20 protein-coding genes and 2 tRNA genes are annotated in these 19,794 nt (G+C 53.6%); 17 read left to right on the top strand and 5 right to left on the bottom strand.

Annotated elements, in window-relative coordinates:
- Positions 1-11 precede the first annotated feature (11 nt).
- From GXP58_05795 to mtnA, 10 genes are all read left to right on the top strand, one after another.
- Positions 12-1,463 carry a sigma-54-dependent Fis family transcriptional regulator gene (locus tag GXP58_05795; protein ID NOY53118.1) on the top strand — a complete coding sequence of 484 codons (1,452 nt, stop codon included), beginning with the start codon at positions 12-14 and terminating at the stop codon, positions 1,461-1,463.
- A gap of 145 nt (positions 1,464-1,608) precedes the next feature.
- On the top strand, positions 1,609-1,878 hold the full coding sequence (locus GXP58_05790) for an HU family DNA-binding protein (protein NOY53117.1): 270 nt from the start codon (positions 1,609-1,611) through the stop codon (positions 1,876-1,878).
- Between the two features lie 179 nt (positions 1,879-2,057).
- Positions 2,058-2,134 (top strand) — tRNA-Val (locus GXP58_05785).
- Between the two features lie 148 nt (positions 2,135-2,282).
- The gene (gene thrS, locus GXP58_05780) at positions 2,283-4,232 is read left to right on the top strand and encodes a threonine--tRNA ligase (GenBank protein NOY53116.1); all 1,950 of its coding nucleotides are present in this window, start codon (positions 2,283-2,285) and stop codon (positions 4,230-4,232) included.
- A gap of 34 nt (positions 4,233-4,266) precedes the next feature.
- Positions 4,267-4,902, top strand: a complete 636-nt coding sequence (infC, locus tag GXP58_05775; protein ID NOY53115.1) for a translation initiation factor IF-3 — start codon at positions 4,267-4,269, stop codon at positions 4,900-4,902.
- Positions 4,903-4,928: 26 nt separating this feature from the next.
- Entirely contained in the window at positions 4,929-5,126 is a 198-nt protein-coding gene (gene rpmI, locus GXP58_05770) for a 50S ribosomal protein L35 (protein ID NOY53114.1), read from the top strand.
- A gap of 59 nt (positions 5,127-5,185) precedes the next feature.
- The gene (gene rplT / locus GXP58_05765; protein NOY53113.1) at positions 5,186-5,551 is read left to right on the top strand and encodes a 50S ribosomal protein L20; all 366 of its coding nucleotides are present in this window, start codon (positions 5,186-5,188) and stop codon (positions 5,549-5,551) included.
- A 19-nt stretch (positions 5,552-5,570) separates the two neighbouring features.
- Entirely contained in the window at positions 5,571-6,587 is a 1,017-nt protein-coding gene (pheS, locus tag GXP58_05760) for a phenylalanine--tRNA ligase subunit alpha (GenBank protein ID NOY53112.1), read from the top strand.
- A gap of 35 nt (positions 6,588-6,622) precedes the next feature.
- Positions 6,623-9,028: a phenylalanine--tRNA ligase subunit beta gene (locus tag GXP58_05755; GenBank protein NOY53111.1), complete on the top strand. Its 2,406-nt coding sequence runs from the start codon at positions 6,623-6,625 to the stop codon at positions 9,026-9,028.
- 32 nt (positions 9,029-9,060) lie between these two features.
- A complete protein-coding gene (mtnA, locus tag GXP58_05750) occupies positions 9,061-10,137 on the top strand; it encodes an S-methyl-5-thioribose-1-phosphate isomerase (GenBank protein ID NOY53110.1) in 1,077 nt (358 codons plus the stop codon).
- A 10-nt stretch (positions 10,138-10,147) separates the two neighbouring features.
- Here the strand turns inward: mtnA and GXP58_05745 are convergent, their stop codons facing one another.
- From GXP58_05745 to GXP58_05730, 4 genes are all read right to left on the bottom strand, one after another.
- Positions 10,148-10,579 (bottom strand): hypothetical protein, encoded by a 432-nt coding sequence (locus GXP58_05745; GenBank protein NOY53109.1) that lies wholly within the window; start codon positions 10,577-10,579, stop codon positions 10,148-10,150.
- A gap of 109 nt (positions 10,580-10,688) precedes the next feature.
- A complete protein-coding gene (locus tag GXP58_05740; GenBank protein ID NOY53108.1) occupies positions 10,689-11,162 on the bottom strand; it encodes a MerR family transcriptional regulator in 474 nt (157 codons plus the stop codon).
- A gap of 344 nt (positions 11,163-11,506) precedes the next feature.
- Positions 11,507-12,490, bottom strand: a complete 984-nt coding sequence (locus tag GXP58_05735; protein ID NOY53107.1) for a response regulator — start codon at positions 12,488-12,490, stop codon at positions 11,507-11,509.
- Positions 12,487-13,263, bottom strand: a complete 777-nt coding sequence (locus GXP58_05730; protein ID NOY53106.1) for a hypothetical protein — start codon at positions 13,261-13,263, stop codon at positions 12,487-12,489. Before GXP58_05730 ends, GXP58_05735 begins: the two co-directional genes overlap by 4 nt.
- A 235-nt stretch (positions 13,264-13,498) precedes the next feature.
- On the opposite strand from GXP58_05730, the gene GXP58_05725 reads away from it, so the two are divergent.
- Positions 13,499-13,906 carry a hypothetical protein gene (locus tag GXP58_05725; GenBank protein ID NOY53105.1) on the top strand — a complete coding sequence of 136 codons (408 nt, stop codon included), beginning with the start codon at positions 13,499-13,501 and terminating at the stop codon, positions 13,904-13,906.
- Between the two features lie 35 nt (positions 13,907-13,941).
- On the top strand, positions 13,942-14,496 hold the full coding sequence (locus GXP58_05720; protein NOY53104.1) for a hypothetical protein: 555 nt from the start codon (positions 13,942-13,944) through the stop codon (positions 14,494-14,496).
- Between the two features lie 5 nt (positions 14,497-14,501).
- Here GXP58_05720 and GXP58_05715 read toward each other — a convergent pair whose 3' ends face one another.
- Positions 14,502-15,461, bottom strand: coding sequence for a hypothetical protein (locus GXP58_05715; protein ID NOY53103.1), 960 nt, complete (start codon positions 15,459-15,461; stop codon positions 14,502-14,504).
- A gap of 209 nt (positions 15,462-15,670) precedes the next feature.
- Between GXP58_05715 and GXP58_05710 the strand changes: the two genes are divergently transcribed.
- The 5 genes from GXP58_05710 (at position 15,671) to GXP58_05690 (ending at position 19,724) form a co-directional block, all read left to right on the top strand.
- Positions 15,671-16,183: a tRNA (cytidine(34)-2'-O)-methyltransferase gene (locus tag GXP58_05710; protein ID NOY53102.1), complete on the top strand. Its 513-nt coding sequence runs from the start codon at positions 15,671-15,673 to the stop codon at positions 16,181-16,183.
- A 119-nt stretch (positions 16,184-16,302) separates the two neighbouring features.
- Positions 16,303-17,286 (top strand): 2-hydroxyacyl-CoA dehydratase, encoded by a 984-nt coding sequence (locus GXP58_05705; protein NOY53101.1) that lies wholly within the window; start codon positions 16,303-16,305, stop codon positions 17,284-17,286.
- A 35-nt stretch (positions 17,287-17,321) separates the two neighbouring features.
- A complete protein-coding gene (locus GXP58_05700; GenBank protein ID NOY53100.1) occupies positions 17,322-18,374 on the top strand; it encodes a hypothetical protein in 1,053 nt (350 codons plus the stop codon).
- A gap of 83 nt (positions 18,375-18,457) precedes the next feature.
- Positions 18,458-18,534, top strand: a tRNA-Met gene (locus GXP58_05695).
- A 554-nt stretch (positions 18,535-19,088) separates the two neighbouring features.
- The gene (locus GXP58_05690; protein NOY53099.1) at positions 19,089-19,724 is read left to right on the top strand and encodes a hypothetical protein; all 636 of its coding nucleotides are present in this window, start codon (positions 19,089-19,091) and stop codon (positions 19,722-19,724) included.
- Positions 19,725-19,794 lie beyond the last annotated feature (70 nt).

Raw genomic sequence — 19,794 nt, 5'->3', positions numbered from 1 at the left:
TTGAGGGAATTATGGTCGGCAAAAAAGTCATGGTCGTGGATGACGATGAGAGCATGCGTTGGGTGATCAGCAAAGCTCTCGAAAAGGAGCAGTACCAGGTACTGACACTTGATTCCGCCGAAGCAGCAATGTCGCGGCTGAACGAGGAATCCTGGCCTCTGCTGATTCTCGATATCCGGATGCCCGGCATGAGCGGTCTGGAATTCCTGAAGAAACTGCAGGAGAACGGAAATCCCGTACTGGTGATCATAATGACGGCACAGGCCACGATGAATAATGCCGTTGATGCAATGAAGTGGGGGGCCTTCGACTATCTTACCAAACCGTTCGATATGGAGGAGCTCAAGGTTCTCGTTGCCAAGGCCTTCCGGATCCTTGCGCTGAACGAGGAGGTGAAGACCCTGAAGGGAGAGATCCTCGAGAAGTTTGAAGCCGATACCGTCGTCGGTGAGAGTTCGGTCATGCAGGAGATCTTCAAGACGATCGGCCGGGTCGCTGCTCGGGATGTGACGGTCCTGCTGACCGGGGAGAGCGGAACCGGCAAAGAGGTGCTGGCCCGGGCGATCCATTATCATAGTCGGCGCTTCGGAAAACCCTTTGTGGCCGTCAACCTGGCGGCGATTCCGGATGACCTGATGGAGTCGGAACTCTTCGGCCATGAAAAGGGAGCTTTCACCGGGGCGACGGCCCGGAAGATCGGGAAATTCGAACAGGCGAATGGGGGAACGCTTTTCCTCGATGAGGTGGGCGATCTGAAAATGAACCTCCAGACCAAGTTGCTTCGCGTACTCCAGGAAAGGGAGGTTGAGCGGGTCGGCGGAACGGGACCGATCCCCGTGGATGTGCGTATCCTTGCTGCGACCAATAGTGATCTTCAGAAGGAGGTCCGGGAGGGTCGTTTCCGGGACGATCTTTTTTTCCGCCTCAATGTCGTACCGATCCGGATTCCGCCGCTCCGGGAGCGAAAAGAGGATATTCCGCTGCTTCTGAAGTTTTTCCTGGAGAAGTCCCGCCATGAACTCGGTACGGAGGTCACCGGTTATACGGAGGCCACGCTTGACTGCCTGTTGCAATACTTCTGGCCGGGAAATGTCCGGGAACTGGAAAACCTTGTTAAACGGGCGGTTGTGATGTCACGGGGCCCGAACCTGACATCGGAATATATCTGCACGATCCTTCAGGATGGCACCACAACGGAGAAAGCCGGGAAAAACAATTTCGACCTCCTCCTGCGCAACAATCTCGCTGAATTCGTGCAGCGAATGGTCCTGGCGGGTGCCCGGGATATCCGGAAACTTCTTCTTGATCGAATTGAGGCCCCCCTGATTGAGATGGTCATGAAAGAGGTCGGCGGGAACCAGATTAAAGCCGCTTACCTTCTCGGGATTAATCGAAATACCCTGCGGAAAAAAATCCGGGAATACCATATCGACCCCAAATCATTCCGGTCGATCCCGAAATAAAAAAACGTCCGGGACCTGAAAAATAAAGGCTTGAAGGCACTTTTCTCCTTGACAAGTCCGGAATCCGTTGCTATTTTGGTTTTTGTCTACACAAGTCAGTCAACCATTTCCCACAACATAAACATCTTTCAGAGGAGGACGTTTGATGACGAAAGCAGAGTTGATCGAAACGATGGCTTCAGATGCAAAGATCAGTAAGGCCTCTGCCGCCAAGGCCCTGGACTCGATGATCAAAAGTGTCACCAAGACCCTCAAGAAAGGCAACAAGGTCACCCTGGTCGGTTTCGGAAGCTTCTCCGTTGTCAAACGGAAGGCCCGGACCGGCCGGAACCCCAAGACCGGTGAAACGATCAAGATCAAGGCCAAAAAGGTGCCGAAGTTCACCCCGGGTAAAGGTCTCCGGTCCGCTCTCTGAAAGAGACGGAATGAAAAGATTGAACAGATTGGGACCGGAATTGAAGCCTCGGGAGATTTCGGAGGGTTGCAATGCTGTGAATCAGGCCGAATGAGGCAATGGAGCTTTTCCATTGCCTCATTTTTGTCTTGACATGAACCGCCCGAATCCATTAGATTTATACGGAATTTGTCCGGTAAAGGCGGTTAGCTCAGTTGGTTAGAGCGCCACGTTGACATCGTGGAGGTCGCTGGTTCAACTCCAGTACCGCCTACCATCCTTATTATCGAATAGCTGGGGAACATTTGTGGAATAATCAGAGTTGTTTGTGGGGGCATCACAACACTTTTCATGGATGTGATGCCCTTTTTGTTTTTGAACATCCTTGATGGCGGTACGGAAAACCGTTTTTGGGTGAGTTTTTTATGGGTGTGGAAAAGATCAAAATACGGGTTACAGATGGTCCTGCCGGTGAATTTGATGCGGGGGCGAACATTGCTTCGGTTTTCTCGGTCCTGATGCCGGACGATCAAAAACGTTTTATTGGTGCCAGATTGAACGGGAAGGCCGTGGATCTGGCTTTTCCTGTGAATGAATCTGCCGAACTGGCGGGGATCCTTCCGGAGTCCGAAGAGGGGGAGGATATTCTCCGTCATACGGCGGCGCACATCATGGCTCAGGCAGTCCAGGAACTCTTTCCCGGCACCCGGGTGGCCATCGGACCGACCATTGAAAAAGGGTTCTATTACGATTTCGATACGGAACGTCCCTTCACACCGGAGGACCTGGAGAAGATCACCAAACGGATGCGTGAGATCATCAAGCGGAATCTCCCCATTGTCCGGAGTCAAATGAGCCGGGAGGAGGCCCTGGCCTTCTTCGCGGAACGTCATGAAGATTACAAGGTGGAGCTGATTAACGATCTGACCGATGAACCGACGGTCTCTCTCTATACGCAGGGGGATTATGTTGATCTCTGCCGCGGGCCGCACCTTCCCCGGACCTCCCTGTTGCGTCATTTCAAGCTCCTCAGTGTTGCCGGAGCCTATTGGCGGGGGGACGAGAAGAATGCGATGCTTCAGCGGATCTACGGAACGGCCTTTGCCCGGAAGGAAGATCTCAAGCAATATCTCCAAATGCTGGAGGAGGCCAAAAAACGGGATCACCGGAAATTGGGTCGTCAACTGGAACTCTTCGAGATTAACGAGACCGTCGGCGGCGGCCTGATCCTCTATCACCCCAAAGGAGCGATGCTCCGCTGGATTCTGGAAGATTTTGAAAAGCAGGAACATCTCAAGCGGGGGTATCAGCCGGTCATCGGTCCGCAGATCTTGAAGAGTGATACCTGGCGGATCTCCGGTCATTACGACTATTATAAAGAAAATATGTATTTTACCGAGATCGAAGGGAAGGAATACGGCATCAAGCCGATGAACTGTCCGGCTCATATGATGATCTTCAAGTCGAAGACCCGCAGCTACCGGGACCTTCCGATCCGGTTCTTTGAATTAGGCACGGTACACCGCCATGAAAAGACCGGTGTTCTCCACGGTCTTCTCCGGGTCCGGGGATTTACCCAGGACGACGCCCATATCTTTTGTCTGCCGGAGCAGTTGACCGGCGAGATCATCGGAGTCATCGACTTTATCAAAGATGTGATGAAGGTCTTTGGTTTCGCCTATTCCCTGGAGATCAGCACCCGACCTGAAAAGTCGATCGGCTCCGATGAGGATTGGGAACGGGCGACGAAGGCGCTGCAGGATGCCCTTGCAACCCATCACCTTTCCTATGAGATCAATGAAGGAGACGGCGCTTTTTACGGACCGAAGATAGATGTCAAAATCCGGGATGCGATCGGGCGGAGTTGGCAGTGTGCGACCATTCAATGCGATTTTACCCTGCCGGAACGTTTTCAGCTTACCTATGTCGGTTCCGACGGTGCCGAACACCGGCCGGTCATGCTCCACCGGGTCATCCTCGGTTCCCTGGAACGGTTCATGGCGGTTCTCATTGAACATCATGCCGGGAAATTCCCCACCTGGCTGGCCCCGACGCAGGCGGTTATTATCAATATTACGGATGCCCAGCTTTCTTACGCCGGAAAGGTGAAGGAACAATTCGATGTCGCCGGGATTCGGACGGTGTTGGACGACCGGAAGGAAAAGATGGGGTACAAGATTCGGGAAGCACAAATGCAGAAGGTTCCCTACATGATCATTATCGGCGACCGGGAGGTGGAGTCGTCCCGCCTTTCCCTTCGTTCACGGGACCGTGGAGATCTCGGGGATTGCAGTGTTGAAGAAACCCTGCGGATGATCCGCTCTGAAATCGAGGAAAAACGGGACGGGAGCGGGACAACTGAAGGCGGCAGATGACAATCCGCCGGGAGTGTAATCCCGGCGCAATCGAATGGGAGGTGGTTCTATAAAACGAAGAAGCCCCAAGGGCAGACAGGAACGAAAGGAACGGATCAATCATGAGATCCGTATTCCGGAGGTCCGGGTCGTGGATGAAGACGGGTCACAACTTGGAATTCTTGCGACGCAGGAGGCCCTCCGGATTGCCGAGGACCAAGGACTGGATCTTGTAGAAGTTGCGGCCACAGCAAAGCCGCCGGTCTGCCGTATTATGGATTACGGAAAGTTTCAGTACCAGAAGAGCAAGAAGGCGAACCTCGCACGGAAGAAGCAGCAAATTATCCATGTCAAGGAGGTCAAGCTGAGACCCAACACGGAGGAGCATGATTTCGCCTTCAAGTTACAGCATGCCGAGCGATTTCTCAAGGATGGGAACAAGGCCAAGATTACCGTTCGTTTTCGTGGCCGGGAAATGATGTATGCCGAACGAAGCAAGCAGATGCTGATGGACTTTGCGAAGCGTCTTTCCGAAATCAGCGTCATAGAATTGATGCCGAAACGGGAGGGACGAACGGTTGTAATGATTCTGGCGCCCTCGGGCCCGGCTGCCGGCGCCGGAAAAAAGAAACCGGCTGCGGCCGCCGACAAGAAACCGGTGCAGGAGAATCCGCCTGCAGCCGATTCATAATTCTTAAGATAAAGGAGTAGAAGGAGATGCCGAAAATCAAGACACACCGTGGTGCGGCAAAGCGTTTCAAGAAAACCGCATCGGGGAAGATCAAACGGAACAAGGCTTATGCGAGTCATATCCTGACAACGAAATCGCGGAAACGGAAACGGGGATTGAGGAAATCTACGACGGCCGATAGTACCAATCTTAAAGCGATCCGGATACTCATTCCCTACGCGTGAGTCCTTGTTCCCTGACATTGTGGTAAACAACAGTTCGATCGTAGCAGGAGGAAGCAGTTATGCCGAGAGTAAAAGGGGGTAATCGACGTCTTACCCGCAGGAAGAAAATTTTAAAACAGGCCAAGGGGTTTTATGGAGCCCGCAAAAACCTGTTTCGCACAGCGATTGAAGCGGTGGATCGATCGATGCAGGAGGCCTATATCGGGCGGAAACTCCGGAAGCGGGATTTTCGATCGCTTTGGATCGTGCGGATCAATGCCGCGGCTAGGGAACAGGGACTTTCTTACAGCCGCCTGATCCGGGGACTGAAAAATGCACAGGTTGGGATCAACCGGAAGATGATGGCGGAACTGGCGGTTCACCATCCTCAGGATTTTGCGCAATTGGCGGAGATTGCCAAGAGCAGTCTTGCACCCCAATCCTGATGATGGTGATATGTCTGAACTGATTGAAAAACTGAAAGCCATCGAGTCGGAAACGGATGCACGAATCCGGAAGGCATCGACCTTAACCGAGGTTCAAGACTGCAAGGTCTGCATCCTTGGCAAGAAGGGCGAACTGACGAAACTTCTTGCCGGGATGAAGGATTTGTCCCCCGCTGAACGTCCGGTCGTCGGGAAAGCGGTCAACGAGGTCAAGCAGAGGCTGAACCGTTCTTTTGCCCGGCGAAGTGAAGAAATTGAAGATCAGGAACTGCAGCGGCGGCTCCGTGAAGAACGTATCGACATCACTCTCCCCGGACGGCCCCGCCGGCGGGGGACGCTCCACCCGATTACCCGGACCTTCCGGGAGATCGAATCGGTCTTCACCGGACTCGGTTTCCGGGTAGCCGAAGGACCTGAGATTGAAGAAGACTTTTACAATTTCGAAGCCCTGAACATTCCCAGGGACCATCCCGCGCGGGACATGCAGGATACCTTCTATATCTCCGGGGACATACTCCTGCGGACCCATACCTCGCCCGTTCAGATCCGTATCATGAAAAAACAGCCTCCCCCCGTTCGGATCATCGCCCCGGGCAAGGTCTACCGCTGTGATGCCGACGTCTCCCATACCCCCATGTTCCACCAGGTGGAAGGGCTGATGGTGGACCGGGGTATCCGTTTCGGTGACCTCAAGGGGATCCTGGAGATCTTCCTGCACAGGCTCTTCGGAAAAGATGTGGGAATCCGTTTCCGGCCGAGTTTTTTCCCCTTCACGGAACCATCGGCAGAAGTCGATATCGCCTGCGTGATCTGTAACGGGAAGGGATGCCGCGTCTGCAAACATTCCGGATGGCTGGAGATTCTCGGGGCCGGTATGGTCGACCCCGAGGTCTTCCTCAGGGTCGGCTACGACCCGGAGGAGGTTTCGGGATTTGCCTTCGGCGTGGGGGTGGAACGGATTGCCATGCTCCGTTACCGGATCGATGATATCCGGCGTTTTTTCGAAAATGATCCGCACTTCCTGTCGCAATTCTGAAAGGGACCGCGGCGCCTTCTTGATGAGAGTTATCCATGCTGATCAGTCTCAACTGGTTGAAAGAATTTATTTCCATTGACGAGTCCCCCGACGAACTGTCCGGGCGGTTGACCATGGCCGGCCTGGAGGTGGAATCGGTACGGGATCTTGCGGAAGGATTCGATCGGCTGGTGGTCGGACATATACTCAGGAAGGACCCCCATCCCGATTCCGACCACCTGACCCTCTGCCGGGTCGATGTGGGGAAGGACGAGGTTCAGATCATCTGCGGCGCCGCGAATCACCGGCAGGGTGACAAGGTCGTCGTGGCCCTTCCGGGCGCCCGTCTTCCCAACGGAATGGAAATCGTTCCGGCCGGGATCCGGGGAGTGGAATCCTTCGGGATGATCTGCTCCGAAAAGGAGATGGGCCTCTCCGATACATCGGAGGGGGTTATGATCCTTCCGGGGGATGCCGTTCCCGGGACCCCCGCTGCGGAAATTCTGGGACGGAACGATACCGTTTTCGAGATCGACCTGACCCCGAACCGCCCCGATTGTCTCAGCCATTTCGGCGTGGCGCGGGAGATTGCCGCGTGGACGGGGAACGCCCTGAAAGAGCCCGCAGCCGTAGTTGAAGAAAAGGGCCCGGAGATTTCGACCCTGATCGACGTGAATGTCCGCGAACCGGATCTTTGCCCACGTTATGCCTGCCGTGTCATCGAGAATGTGACGATTGCTCCCTCTCCACCCTGGATGCAGGAACGGCTCCGTGCCGTCGGTCTTAGGCCGATCAATAATGTCGTCGATGTCACGAACTATCTGCTCATGGAACTGGGTCATCCTCTCCATGCCTTTGACTTCGATCTGCTTAAGGGGAACCGGATCGAAGTCCGCCGGGCAGGGGAGGGAGAAAAGATCCGTACCCTCGACGAGGTGGAACGTACCCTCGACGAGGGGATGCTGCTGATTTGCGACGGTAAGAAACCGGTCGCCGTGGCCGGGGTCATGGGGGGAGGCAACAGTGAAGTCGGAAACGGAACGCGGCGGGTCCTGCTCGAAGCGGCCTGTTTTCAGCCGGCCTCGATCCGGAGGACGGCGAAACGGCTGGGTCTTCATTCCGAGTCTTCCCACCGTTTCGAGCGGGGAACGGACATTGAAGGTCTGGCTACCGCTCTGGACCGCGCCGCCTCCCTTATTGCTGCGCTGGCTGGCGGGCGCGTGGCGAAGGGACGGATCGACATCTACCCGGCGCCCTTCCGGGAAGGGGTCATTCCTCTCCGTGCTGCAAAGGTCCGGGACCTGCTCGGCATTTCTCTTCCCGCAGGGGAGATCCGCCTGATCCTGGAACGTCTTCAGCTGACTGTGGAAGAGGGGGATCGGGAAACCCTCCACGTTGCTATTCCGCCCTTCCGCGTCGACCTGGAACGTGAAATCGACCTCATCGAGGAAATCGCCCGAATATACGGTTACAACCGCATTCCAAGCACACGCACAAGGGCAACCCTGGAACCGGGCGGCACCACCCGCAACCGGCAGTTGTCGATGCGGATCCGCCGGGCTCTGGCGGCGGAAGGTTTCTTCGAAACCATCCACTACAGTTTCCATAACCCCGATGATCTCGACCGGCTCGGCCTGGCCCCGGATGACCCCCTGCGGCGGTTCATCGAGATTCGAAACCCCCTCAGCCGGGATCAGAGCGTCATGCGGACAACCCTGCTTCCCGCCCTGCTTCACAATCTCCGGCGGAACCTGAAACGTTCACGGTCCGGCCTGCGTCTTTTCGAGGTGGGGCGGACCTTTGAGAAAAGCGCCGATGCCCCGGCGCTGGAAAAAGAACGCCTTGCCGGAGTCGCCGCCGGAGCGGAAGTCCTTCCGGGATGGGACCGTCAGGAGAGAGAGGTCGATTTCTTCGACCTCAAATCCGTCCTGGAAAGGCTTTTCCGCGGACTCGGGATCTCTTCCACGGAATGGACGGCGCTGGAGACGGTTCCTTTTCTTCACCCGGGGAAAAGCGCATTGATCCGAAATGGCGAAACCTCTCTCGGGTACCTCGGCGAATTGCACCCGGAAGCGATGAAGCGTTTTGAACTGCCGCAGCGGGTCCTCTGTTTCGACATCGATCTTGAGGCCCTTTTCCGGGCGGCGTCCGGAAAGATTATATACCGTCCTGCAATCCGCTTTCCCGCCGTGGAACGGGATATTGCGCTGGTTCTCCCCGACACCGTTCCGGCCGGATCGATCGACAAAGCGATCCGGGAATCTGCGCCCGGGCTGATCCGGGACGTCCGGCTCTTTGACCTCTATCGGGGGAAACCGATCCCGGAAGGCAGGAAGAGTCTCGCTTTCTCCATACGTTTCCAGGCGGAAGACCGGACCCTGACGGACAGCGAGGTCAACGATGTACGGGACGGTATCGTGAAAAAACTGGAGAATGAATTTGATGCGACCCTGCGTGATTAGATACGGGTCCGCAACCGGACCGGAGAAAATGAATGATTCCCACCGTTGAATGGAAGGCCGGAAAGGTCCGGCTGATCGACCAGACAAAACTTCCGAGGGAAGTGGTCTACATCGACTATAGCGATTACCGGGAGGTGACCGCTGCAATCCGGGATCTCGTGGTCCGGGGAGCGCCCGCCATCGGTGTAACGGCGGCCATGGGGGTGGCCCTGGGGGCGCAGGGTATAGACACGGAGGAGCGGGAAGAGTTTTTGAGGCGCCTCCAGCCGGTCTGCGATCACCTGGCCTCGGCCCGTCCAACGGCCGTCAACCTGTTCTGGGCCATCGAGCGGATGCGGAGATTCGCCGCCGGGCAGGAGGGACTCTCCGTTCCTGAATTGAAACAGGCGCTCATCGACGAGGCCGACCGGATGCGTGAGGAGGACATCGCGGTCAACCGGGCCATGGGGAGATATGGCGCGGAGTTCGTTCCGGACGGTGCGACGATCCTGACGCATTGCAACGCGGGCTCTCTTGCCACGGCCGCTTACGGCACGGCCCTGGGGGTGATCTATGCCGCCCGCGAGCAGGGGAAGAAGGTCAGCGTCTTTGCCGATGAAACGCGTCCGATCCTCCAGGGTGCCCGGCTTACCGCCTGGGAACTGATGGAGGAAGGGGTGGACGTGACCCTCATTACCGACAACATGGCCGGTCACTTCATGAAGGAGGGAAGGATCGACCTGGTCGTGGTCGGGACGGACCGGACCGTGGCCAACGGCGATGTGGCCAACAAGATCGGGACCTATTCCGTCGCCGTCCTTGCCGGAGAGCATGGGATCCCGTTCTACGTGGCCGCTCCGACCTCCACGATCGATTTTTCCATTCCGACGGGGGAGGGGATTCCCATCGAGGAACGGGACCCCGAAGAGGTCACCCGGATCTGCAACCAGCTCGAAATCGCTCCCGAAGGGGTGAAAGTCGAAAGCCCCGCCTTTGATGTAACCCCTGCCCGCTACATCACGGCCATCATCACGGAGAAGGGGGCCTTCCGGCCCGAGGATCTTCACTTCCTCAACGACCCGAAGGCGGACCTCGATGAGGTCCGGCTGAAGGGGCCTGAGCCCAAATAAGGGATCCCCGTCACCCGGCTCCGCTTGCGGATGATATCCCTCTTCCCGGCCCCTTCAATTTGTTCCTGCGGGGAACGTCGATTGTCGTGACGGGGACCTGCGGGGTCAGCTCCAGGCCGAAGGGGTCCTGAAAGGCAAGCCGGCATTCCGTTTCTCTTGCTCTCAGCGTAAACCAGCAGGTAGCCCCCTCTCTTTCAACCTTCACGAGTTCATGGCCCAGCCGGTTGCAGAGATGCTCGATTTCCCATGGGACCTCGAGGTCCCGGCTTCTGAGAATGATCTCCCGGCCCGGCATCATCCGGTCGAGAAGCGCGCGGACCACAACCGCCTTCGGCACCATCAGGGGCGCCTCCAGATCCAATTCCGGGGCAACACGGGGTTCACACCGCGGGTCAGTGATGACACGGTGTTTTATGAATCGTGCAATTGCCTTGATGTCCATATCGGGGACCGCCTTTGCATCATATGGAAAGATTGATCTTTGTGTTGCCGGCAATATCCGGATAACTCGAAGCCCCGACAGATTCGAGTCCGTCGATGAAATCACTCTTCTATAGAATCGCTCCGAAGGGCAAAGGGATATGGTCCCTTTTCTTGACCACTTCGCAGGCAAGACAATTCTCTTTGGCCGGACGTTTCCGGCATCCTTCACATTCGGAAACAAGTTCGATCGCTTCATCCAGTTCTTTCAGAAGATTCCTGTAGTCCACAATCTTTGCCGTCGTCCGTTCTCGTCCTCTTTGAAGTTTTCCCCGGACCAGCAAGCAGGCCTGGGCGCCGGTCTTTTGTTCCCGGCGGATGCTGTAGAGCGATTTTATTTCTTTGAGCGGCAGGCCCAGTTTTTTGAGTTTCTGAATAAAGAGGACCTTTTCGACGACATCCGCATTGAAGAGATAGAACCCCCCCGGACTGCGGTTGCCGGCTTCGATGAATCCTTCCTCCAGGTAGTATCTGACGGTCCGGATCGTTGTCCCTGATCGTTTGGCTACCTCACCGATCTGTAACAGTTTTTCCGCTGGTTTCATTTGTGTTCTCCTTTTGGTATTGCAAGGCGCCTATATAATACAGTAACGTTACTGTATTATCAAGTACCTTTCTGTAAAAAAATGAACACTATTGAAGAAGGAAATCTCAGGGAGAAGGTCTTCGTAACCTACTCGGATGACCGCCACTCACAGCTTTCGACTTCCCCAGTTCACGGCATCTAACGGACACGGTTTTCCCGCCTCCGCCGGGTGGCAAAAGACAGCAGGCCAGGATGTGGGTAAGGAATAAAAGGGATCAAAGAGGGTAAAGAAAAACCGCCCTCTTTGCGGGAGGGCGGTTCCATGTTTTCAAAGTGCTTTGAAACATTTCGTTGTGGGACACCTCAGACGAAAAGTTTCCGGATCAGAGAGGTCCGGTTCTTGACGCCGACCTTGTCGAAGATGTGCTTCAGGTGGACCTTCACTGTGTGTTCACTGATGAACATCCGCTCCCCGATTTCCATGTTACTGTAGCCCTGGAAGATCAGGGTTACCAGTTCCTTCTCCCGCTTGGAAAGACCGTGACGGATGGCGAAGGTATCGGGATCGAAGGGAAGATTCTTCAGCGGCACCTGGGTCATGACCAGGGTGTAGTCATTTCCACGGGAATCTTTCGGATCACTTTCGAGCGACATGATCAACATCTGCAGGGTATGTCCGTCCGGCAGTGTCCACTCCGTATCGGCCCGATTGGATCGTTTCCGCCTCCGTGCCACCAGAGTTGTTGCATAGAGGTTCTTGAGCAGTTTGATGACCGAGGGATGCAGTCCATAGGGCGGTTTCGTCCGGGTCCGGGTTTTTGTGCTGTAGCGGGAAAAGATCGCCTGGGCTCCGGGGTTCAGGAAAACCGGTGTGCCTTCGGAGTCAAAGAGGATCATGGCCGGAGGCGCTTCATTGCAGGCCTGTTCAAAGACCAGCCGCTCTTCTTTCATCTGACGGAAGGCATCATCATAGGCCATTTTGTCCCGAATCGAGGCTCGCACCCAGGCCAGCAGTTCTTCCTCCTGGATCGGACGGGTGAGGTACTTGTCTGCTCCTCCGTTCAGACCGGAGACAATGTCCTCCGTTGAGGTCCGCTCCGCTGTAAAAAGAATTACCGGAATATGAGCCGTCTTCGGATTTTTCTTGAGCCGCTTGCACAGTTCGATTCCATTGACTTCAGGCATATTCACATCGAGAATGATCAGATCGACATTGTTCCTCTTCAGGATCTTGTTTGTATCCTTCGGGTTCTGTGTTGCGTGTACGTAATAACCGTTCAATTCCAGAATGGTTTTGGAAAGGAGCAGGTTGTCCTGAATATCGTCCACTACCAAGATCTCATTCATTTTTCTTCCTCACAAAAGTCTACAGTAAAGTCAATGGAGCCTCTTTTCCGGGAAATCCCCAGTTTCCCTTTCATTAATCCTATATAGAAATCAGCCAGGTGCCATGCAAACTTTGTTTTCCCTGGGATCTTGCGGTTGTCATTGAATGGCGGTAACTCCCGGATGTCCATCATGTCCCGGCCGAGGAATTGGATACGGATTCGAAAATTCTCTCGTGTCGACTTCTTCCCATCGTTCCGGATCTTGCCAAGAGAGATGCGGATTTCCCGAGGTTGAAAGAACTCATCACCCTCCCGGATGATCTGCATCAGGGTTCTATGCAATTTTCGTTCATCGCCTTTGATTCGATAAGAGCCTTTCGCCGGCCGATAGACAAGAGGGGGCGCCTCGGGCGGCCGGTTCGTTCGGATTTGCTCTACGATAGAGGTCAGCAAAACATTTAATGCCAGTGATGCCGGTCGAAGCGGCTGCTCCCGGCGGATTACTTTCGTGTAGTCGATCAGTTGATCAAGCATCGAAAGAAGAAGGTTCCCTCGTCTCAGAATGATTCCGATCTGTTTCTGTTGCTTTGCGTTCAGTTTACCGATCCGCTTGCTTAACAGGATCTCGGAGAACCCGATAATCGTGTTCAACGGAGACCGGAGATCATGAGAGAGCGCGGAAATCACGGCATCCATTTCCGGCAACTTCGCCCGATCAAATTCCATGAATGAAGCGGTTTCCGACGACCTGTTTTTGTCGAAATCCTCTTTCACATTACATGATCTTTTCACGTCATCCTTCAACTTGCATCAGCCCCGCTGCCAAATACCACAGTGGATGTTGCTTTTGTGTAACAGTACCGCAACGGGCGTTTGATTTCAAGAACTATAGCACTTTTTTTTGATTCCTACAACAACGTAACCTGATTATTCCACATACGCAGTAATCCTGTATCGATTGGACAAAATCGGGGACCTTCGGTATATTGTTTTTATCCGTATTGGACTGTAATAAAAGGAGGTGGAGATGGAGACCGAGCGAGTGATTACTCTGATGAACAAGGCTGTGGCGTTGGAGTATCAGGCGTTTATCCAGTATTTTTATCAATCCCTGAAGGTACGGGGCTACAGCACCCTTGCCTTGAGTCAGTTCCTGGCTGCCGAGGCCGATGTGGAATTGGGGCATGCAAAACTGCTGGCGGAGATGGTCGTTAATCTGGGAGGAGACCCGGCGGAAAGCGTGGAGCCGGTTGAGGTCGGGCGGACTCCGGATGAGATGATCCGCAACAATATCGTAAGAGAAGAGCAGGCCATCGGCATCTACCGGGAGCTGCTGCCGTTGCTCAGCGAGCATGAGTACATGTACGATACGATCAACAAGATTCTCCTCGATGAAGTCAAGGACCTGGATGAATTCCGGGCTCTGTTGCCGTAGGGATATTCCGGTTTCCCCGGGAAGGAGGAGGGGTCATGAAGCGTTGTCTCTCTCGTCTGTTTCCTTTTTTTGCCCTGATAATCTACGCAGCGGGATGTGCCGCTCCTGTCGTACCTCCGGAACTCCGGGGGCGGGTAAACCGCAGTGTCTCTTTTTCGCAACTGGTGCAGAACCCGGAATACTACCGGGGGACCTTGGTCGTTCTGGGAGGCGTCATCCTCTCCGCTGTGAACCGGCCACAGGGAACGGAGATTACAATTCTCCAGAAGCCTCTGGATCGAGGAGACGAGCCTCGGGAGGTGGATGAATCGTACGGACGATTCATTGCACTGTATAAGGGATATCTGGAAACAAAGGTGTACAGCAAAGACCGTCGTGTGACGGTGCTGGGAGTTGTGAGTGGGAAAGAGGAACGTGCTTTAGGTGAGATCCGTTACGGCTATCCGGTCATCACGGTGACCAAGATTCGCCTCTGGCCGGTGCAAGAGGAGAGTTCCTATCCTCCTTACGGGTGGTACGATCCTTATTTCTACGGCCCCTATTATTATCGTTACCCCTACTATTTTCCTTACTATCCTTACTGGCCCTGATGGGGTTAGGCGGTATTGGCGGATCCATCTTCCCAGTCCGGCTCCTCGTAATCCTGGTGGCAACTGTAATTGTTCTTTTCAGAGGGAGGGCGGTAGCCGGTATTGTCCTGGGAGATGATCAACGAATCGACCGGCATTTTGACATTACGGTTGTGGGAAATCAGGAATTTTACGAAGGTCATATCGAGACGTCCGAAAGTGGCCTCCTCATAGAGAAAATCGAGTGCTCCACGTACATTGAAGGGATCGACACGGTAGGTCCGGGGGGAGATGAGGGCATCGAACATGTCGCATATTGTCACCAGACGAATGATCGGATCTTCGATCTTGATTCCGCGTGGATAACCGGAACCGTCGATCTTTTCATGATGATTGAAGGCCACCAGCGAGTGGAGCGCTTCCGCTTCTCCCGTATAGTAGGTTAAAAGAAGAAAACTGATCCAGGGGTGTTCCAGGATATAGAGGAATTCGTCGTAATCCAACTTCCGGGCGGATTGAAGAACCTCAATGGGGATACGGGATTTGCCGAAATCGTGGGTCAGCGCGGCTGATCCCGCCTGGAGAACCTCTTGCAGGTCGGAGAAAGAGTCTTTTGCCAGCAGGGTTGTGAGAAGCGATGTGATCAGGATATGCCGGTAGGTATAGTGATCCATGACCTTGCAGAGTTCCAGTTCCTGATAGACTTCCCGGATCAAAGAGATTTCACCTACGATACCGAGCACTTCCTCCTTGACGGCATCATTCGAAAAGATGACGTGATAATTCTCTTCTTCCATAACAGCCCGGTAATCGTCAAGAACCTCTGAGTTCTTTACCGGGGATGCCTCCGGGGTTCTCATTTTGGCGCTCTTTTGTATTTCATTGATTACCCGCTTGGTGAGGATCTCGCCCTGACGCAAAATCAAGGTCCCGTCACAGGCATATAAATCTTCCCGCATGACAAAGGGAGTACTCAAATCCAGCACGATATTCTCCTTTTTTTCCGGCTCCTATTAAAATTTTAACCCCATCACCTCAAATCCGTCAATGTTTCTCTTGCAAAAGCGATCACCGAGAGCGCATATTTTCCGCCTTGTCTCTGTGCGGTCTTCCTTTTTCCTTGTTTTTTCCCGCACGGCCCGGCTATAATTTTCGTCCATATTTATCTGCCTGACCGGAGGGAAAGAATCTGCATATGACGACTCTGAGACTGCCCCGTTTTCATATCGTTCTGGTGGAACCGGAGATCCCCCCCAATACGGGCAATATCGCCCGTCTCTCCGTCGGCGTGGGGGCCACCCTTCATCTTGTGGGGAAACTCGGGTTCCGGACCGATGAAAAGCACCTGCGCCGGGCCGGGCTTGATTACTGGGAATACCTCGATCTTCATTACCATGATTCTCTGACCGAGTTGCAGGAGGCCTATCCCGAAGGACGCTTCTTCTATGCCTCCCGAAAGGGAAAACGGTACTATACCGACGTTACCTATCGGGAAGGGGATTTCCTGGTCTTTGGAAAGGAGACGAAAGGGCTTCCCGAGGACTTGCTCCGGGCGAACGCCGACCATACGATTACCATCCCCATGACCGGTCGGATGAGATCTTTAAACCTTTCAAATGCCGTCGCCATTGTTTCCTACGAAATGATCCGGCAGCATACCCTCTTCTCTCCGGATCATTCATGCGACAGTAGAGGAACCGGGCGGTGATTGACAAGGGATGATGTCTGATCACCCGATGGGTGTCGGCGGAGAGAAAGATCTTGCTCTTTTAATCAGACGTAAGGAGAAAGTTGACAGCTTCTTATGGTTCATGTAATTTAACCTTCATGCAAAACGAACCGGTCGGGTTTACGACAAGCATCCCCGTGGAGATTCTTCTGGCCGCAGGCCGGACGCCGGTGGACCTGAACAATATTTTTATCGAGGATCCCGATCCTTGCAGCCGTGTGGAAGAGGCGGAGGAACGCGGGTTTCCTCGAAACACCTGCGGGTGGATCAAGGGGATCTATTCGGCGGCCCGCAAAGAAGGACTTGAGGAAGTCATCGCCGTTACCCAAGGGGATTGCAGCAACACCCATGCCCTCATGGAGATCTTTGAAGAAGAGGGGATCCGCATCTTCCCCTTTGCCTATCCCTACGACCGGGACCCGGACCTGCTCCGTCTGCAAATGGAGAAGACGGCCGGACATTTTGGGACCACCCTGGAGGCCGCGGAATCGGTCCGGAAAAAGCTTTTGTCCCTCCGGGGAAAGATCCGAAAGATCGATCGGGAAACCTGGGAAGGAAACCGGGTCACCGGGCAGGAAAATCATTACTACCAGGTCTGCGCCAGTGACTTTCGTGGAGACCCAGTGACCTACGAATCTGAGCTCGACCGCTTTCTTGCGGAAGTGGCGCAGCGAAAGCCCTTTCCCGATGGACCCCGAATCGGGTTCATTGGTGTTCCTCCGATTATCAACGGACTCTATGAGGCGATCGAGGAGATGGGAGGACGGGTTGTCTATAACGAAGTGCAGAGGCAGTTTGCCATGCCTTTTGAAGCGGCGGATCTCGTTGAGCAGTATCTCATCTATACCTATCCCTACAGTATCTATGGGCGGCTGGAGGATGTGCAGGGACAGATTCGACAGAGGAAGATTCACGGGATCATTCATTATGCCCAGGCCTTCTGCTTCCGGCAGATTGAGGATATCCTCTTCCGGAAACGGCTGGAAGTGCCGGTCCTGACGCTGGAGGGGGATAAACCGGGGGGACTGGACCAGCGGACCCGGATTCGGCTCGAAGCCTTCGTGGAGATGCTTAATGGTTGATGAAGTCGTAAAAAGTCGTTTTCCGGATTCCGTTCATGGTTCGACAGGCTCACCACGAACGGAATATCAAAATATCAATCACTTACACCGTTCGCCCTGAGCACGCCTGTCCTGAGCTGGTCGAAGGGTCGAAGGGCTTCGTGACTTTTTACGACACCATCATGGTTGAACCTTTTAAAAAATCTTGCGCCATCCTCCGGGGTAAAAGAAAGAACGGGGTTTCTTTCGGGTGCGTATGCCTCTTTGTTCTTCTTTTTTTTGTGTTCCCTCAATCGGCATCAGCCCTCAAGACCGTACAAAGTACCGGGATCGGCGTCATCCTGCAAAAGGATGTCAATGCCGCAAGAGATCAAGCCCTCAAGAAGGCCTTTTCCGGCGCTGTGGAAGAAACCGTGGCCGGACTCTTCTATTTTTCGACCCTCTCCCGTTACAACGATGCCCTGAAGGAGATCCTTTCACACGATCCAATGGAGTACATAGACCGCTACCGAATTCTTTTCGACCGGCGGGAGGATAATCTTTACAAGGTTGAAGTCGAAGCCGGAGTTTCCGAAGAGAAGATTAAACGGAAGCTTGCGGAAGTCGGCTTGATCCGCTATGAAGGCAAAACCCTTGCCCTGGCGCTCTTTATTCAGACACGAATCGACCAAGGTGTGCCTAACCGCCTGATGGGAAATAAAGAAGATTTCACCCGCTTTGCCGCTCAGCAGTACCGGACGAGAGGATTTGAGATTATCCGGGATCCCGTTGCGAGCGAAGAAAGCCCCAACAGTTTTGAGAAACTGCGAGTGAATAACCGTTTGACAGCGCTTCAGGGGAGGCGCCTGAGTGCCGATGCCGTGGTGCTGGGACTTGTCGAGATCCGCACGGCCAAAGAGTCGGAGATGCCGGCCTTTGAAGAAGATTTCTCCGTCAAAATCTGGGTCCGGGCGATTCGATCCAGCGATGCCGCACTGTTAGGCATCCGGGAGGGTGAATTGATGATAAAAAGGACCGCTTCACCTTTCATGGTCCGCCAGTTGATCCGGCAAAAGCTTGATGCCCTGCTCAATCTTCTCGGCGAGGATATCCGTAAAAACATCCAGTAGTAGCACGCCGGTGCAACACACAGGACCGAAAAATCTTGACATTCCCGAAAGAATCCATTAGCTTACCCATCTCCATCCGGTACGGCGGTGTAGCTCAGTCGGTCAGAGCATACGGCTCATATCCGTAGCGTCGCTGGTTCGAGTCCAGCCACCGCCACCATAAAATCATAAATAAATCAAACACTTAACTCCAATCGCCACCCCCCAAACGGTGTGTCACCGGTGTGTCACACCTGCCTTTTCAATGACTTACGTGTTGTCATAAAATGTTGGTCAGTGGTGTACCACCCCTGTCGCAAAGCCTTGCAAATGCTGGGTGGTGGCTGGTGACTTTCTGGCGCGATAAAAAAGGCGGCCTGTGGGTGGGGCTACTTATCCCGGTCTACATTGCACACCCTATTCTGGTCTTTTTTGAATACTCATTCCAACATCATTGTCTGAACTCTCAGCTTTGCATCTTAATGATATATGGCACAATATTATTTTGGCCAATCACGAGTCGTCACTGCAATATTCGTGTTGACGTGAATGTGATATTGGAGTAAATTTCGACGTACTTCAAAAAGTACATCGCGAATATGCACTGAAATGTTACTATGAGAACTGGATCTATGCCGCAGTGAATTGGTTGCGGCTGAGGATCACCTTCGTGTAGTTAGGTGTTATGCCGCATAGTTAAAAACGAAAAGATTGCCCGCAAAGGGGAAGTCAAGAATGTCTATAGTTCCGGTAGATTGGAATGTAGTGGTTCCAGGGGCATGGAATATCGCAATCCTTACTCCTGAGGGGATTGCAAAACGCCTGTTCCAACTCGAATCGAATAAACTTGTCGAGATACAGGTACCTCTCGAACAACAGGCTCCGATCCGCGTTGTTTACAATGACATAACAGTTGTACCTTCAAACAGTCGTCTTGTTATTGCGCCCAATGATCCAACCCCGGATGGACTCGACAAGGCTGCGTCCATTTGTATTCAAGGAATACAATCATTACCCGAAACACCCATGAATGCAGCCGGAATAAATTTACGGTTCAAAATTGATTCATTACCAGAAGAACTGCTTGAGTTATTAACTATGTCGCTCGATGAGAAACTTTCAGATGCCAACTATAGTATAGTTGGTAAAGTGATGAAGCGCTCAATCACATGGAATGAAGGAATTCTAAATATTGAAATCCATCAAAGTGAAGACATTTCTGGATTCCTGCTCTTCAATTTTCATCGTTCATCAACCAAGGTCGAAGAACTAACTACATGGCTTAGTCGGTCATCAGGGATGATTACATTAACCAAAGAACTTCTTAATTCAATGTTCAACCTAAAATTAGAGGGGGACGACGATGAGTAGTACTCAGACGAAAACATCGACTACTACTAGTGTGACCTCAAAAGAGACGGCAATATCGCATAACTATAAA

The organism is Deltaproteobacteria bacterium (genome assembly GCA_013151235.1).
In the GTDB taxonomy this organism is placed as follows: Bacteria; CG2-30-53-67; CG2-30-53-67; order CG2-30-53-67; family CG2-30-53-67; genus JAADIO01.
The sequence above is the reverse complement of the archived record's forward strand: the minus strand, read 5'-3'. Positions and strand labels throughout refer to the sequence as shown.

Excerpts from the sequence above, each read along its gene's own strand:
- GXP58_05795 (NOY53118.1), top strand. The coding sequence starts at position 12 with ATGGTCGGCAAAAAAGTCATGGTCGTGGATGACGATGAGAGCATGCGT.
- GXP58_05790 (NOY53117.1), top strand. The coding sequence starts at position 1,609 with ATGACGAAAGCAGAGTTGATCGAAACGATGGCTTCAGATGCAAAGATC.
- thrS (NOY53116.1), top strand. The coding sequence starts at position 2,283 with ATGGGTGTGGAAAAGATCAAAATACGGGTTACAGATGGTCCTGCCGGT.
- infC (NOY53115.1), top strand. The coding sequence starts at position 4,267 with ATGGGAGGTGGTTCTATAAAACGAAGAAGCCCCAAGGGCAGACAGGAA.
- rpmI (NOY53114.1), top strand. The coding sequence starts at position 4,929 with ATGCCGAAAATCAAGACACACCGTGGTGCGGCAAAGCGTTTCAAGAAA.
- rplT (NOY53113.1), top strand. The coding sequence starts at position 5,186 with ATGCCGAGAGTAAAAGGGGGTAATCGACGTCTTACCCGCAGGAAGAAA.
- GXP58_05755 (NOY53111.1), top strand. The coding sequence starts at position 6,623 with ATGCTGATCAGTCTCAACTGGTTGAAAGAATTTATTTCCATTGACGAG.
- mtnA (NOY53110.1), top strand. The coding sequence starts at position 9,061 with ATGATTCCCACCGTTGAATGGAAGGCCGGAAAGGTCCGGCTGATCGAC.
- GXP58_05745 (NOY53109.1), bottom strand. The coding sequence starts at position 10,579 with ATGGACATCAAGGCAATTGCACGATTCATAAAACACCGTGTCATCACT.
- GXP58_05740 (NOY53108.1), bottom strand. The coding sequence starts at position 11,162 with ATGAAACCAGCGGAAAAACTGTTACAGATCGGTGAGGTAGCCAAACGA.
- GXP58_05735 (NOY53107.1), bottom strand. The coding sequence starts at position 12,490 with ATGAATGAGATCTTGGTAGTGGACGATATTCAGGACAACCTGCTCCTT.
- GXP58_05725 (NOY53105.1), top strand. The coding sequence starts at position 13,499 with ATGGAGACCGAGCGAGTGATTACTCTGATGAACAAGGCTGTGGCGTTG.
- GXP58_05720 (NOY53104.1), top strand. The coding sequence starts at position 13,942 with ATGAAGCGTTGTCTCTCTCGTCTGTTTCCTTTTTTTGCCCTGATAATC.
- GXP58_05710 (NOY53102.1), top strand. The coding sequence starts at position 15,671 with ATGACGACTCTGAGACTGCCCCGTTTTCATATCGTTCTGGTGGAACCG.
- GXP58_05705 (NOY53101.1), top strand. The coding sequence starts at position 16,303 with ATGCAAAACGAACCGGTCGGGTTTACGACAAGCATCCCCGTGGAGATT.
- GXP58_05700 (NOY53100.1), top strand. The coding sequence starts at position 17,322 with ATGGTTCGACAGGCTCACCACGAACGGAATATCAAAATATCAATCACT.
- GXP58_05690 (NOY53099.1), top strand. The coding sequence starts at position 19,089 with ATGTCTATAGTTCCGGTAGATTGGAATGTAGTGGTTCCAGGGGCATGG.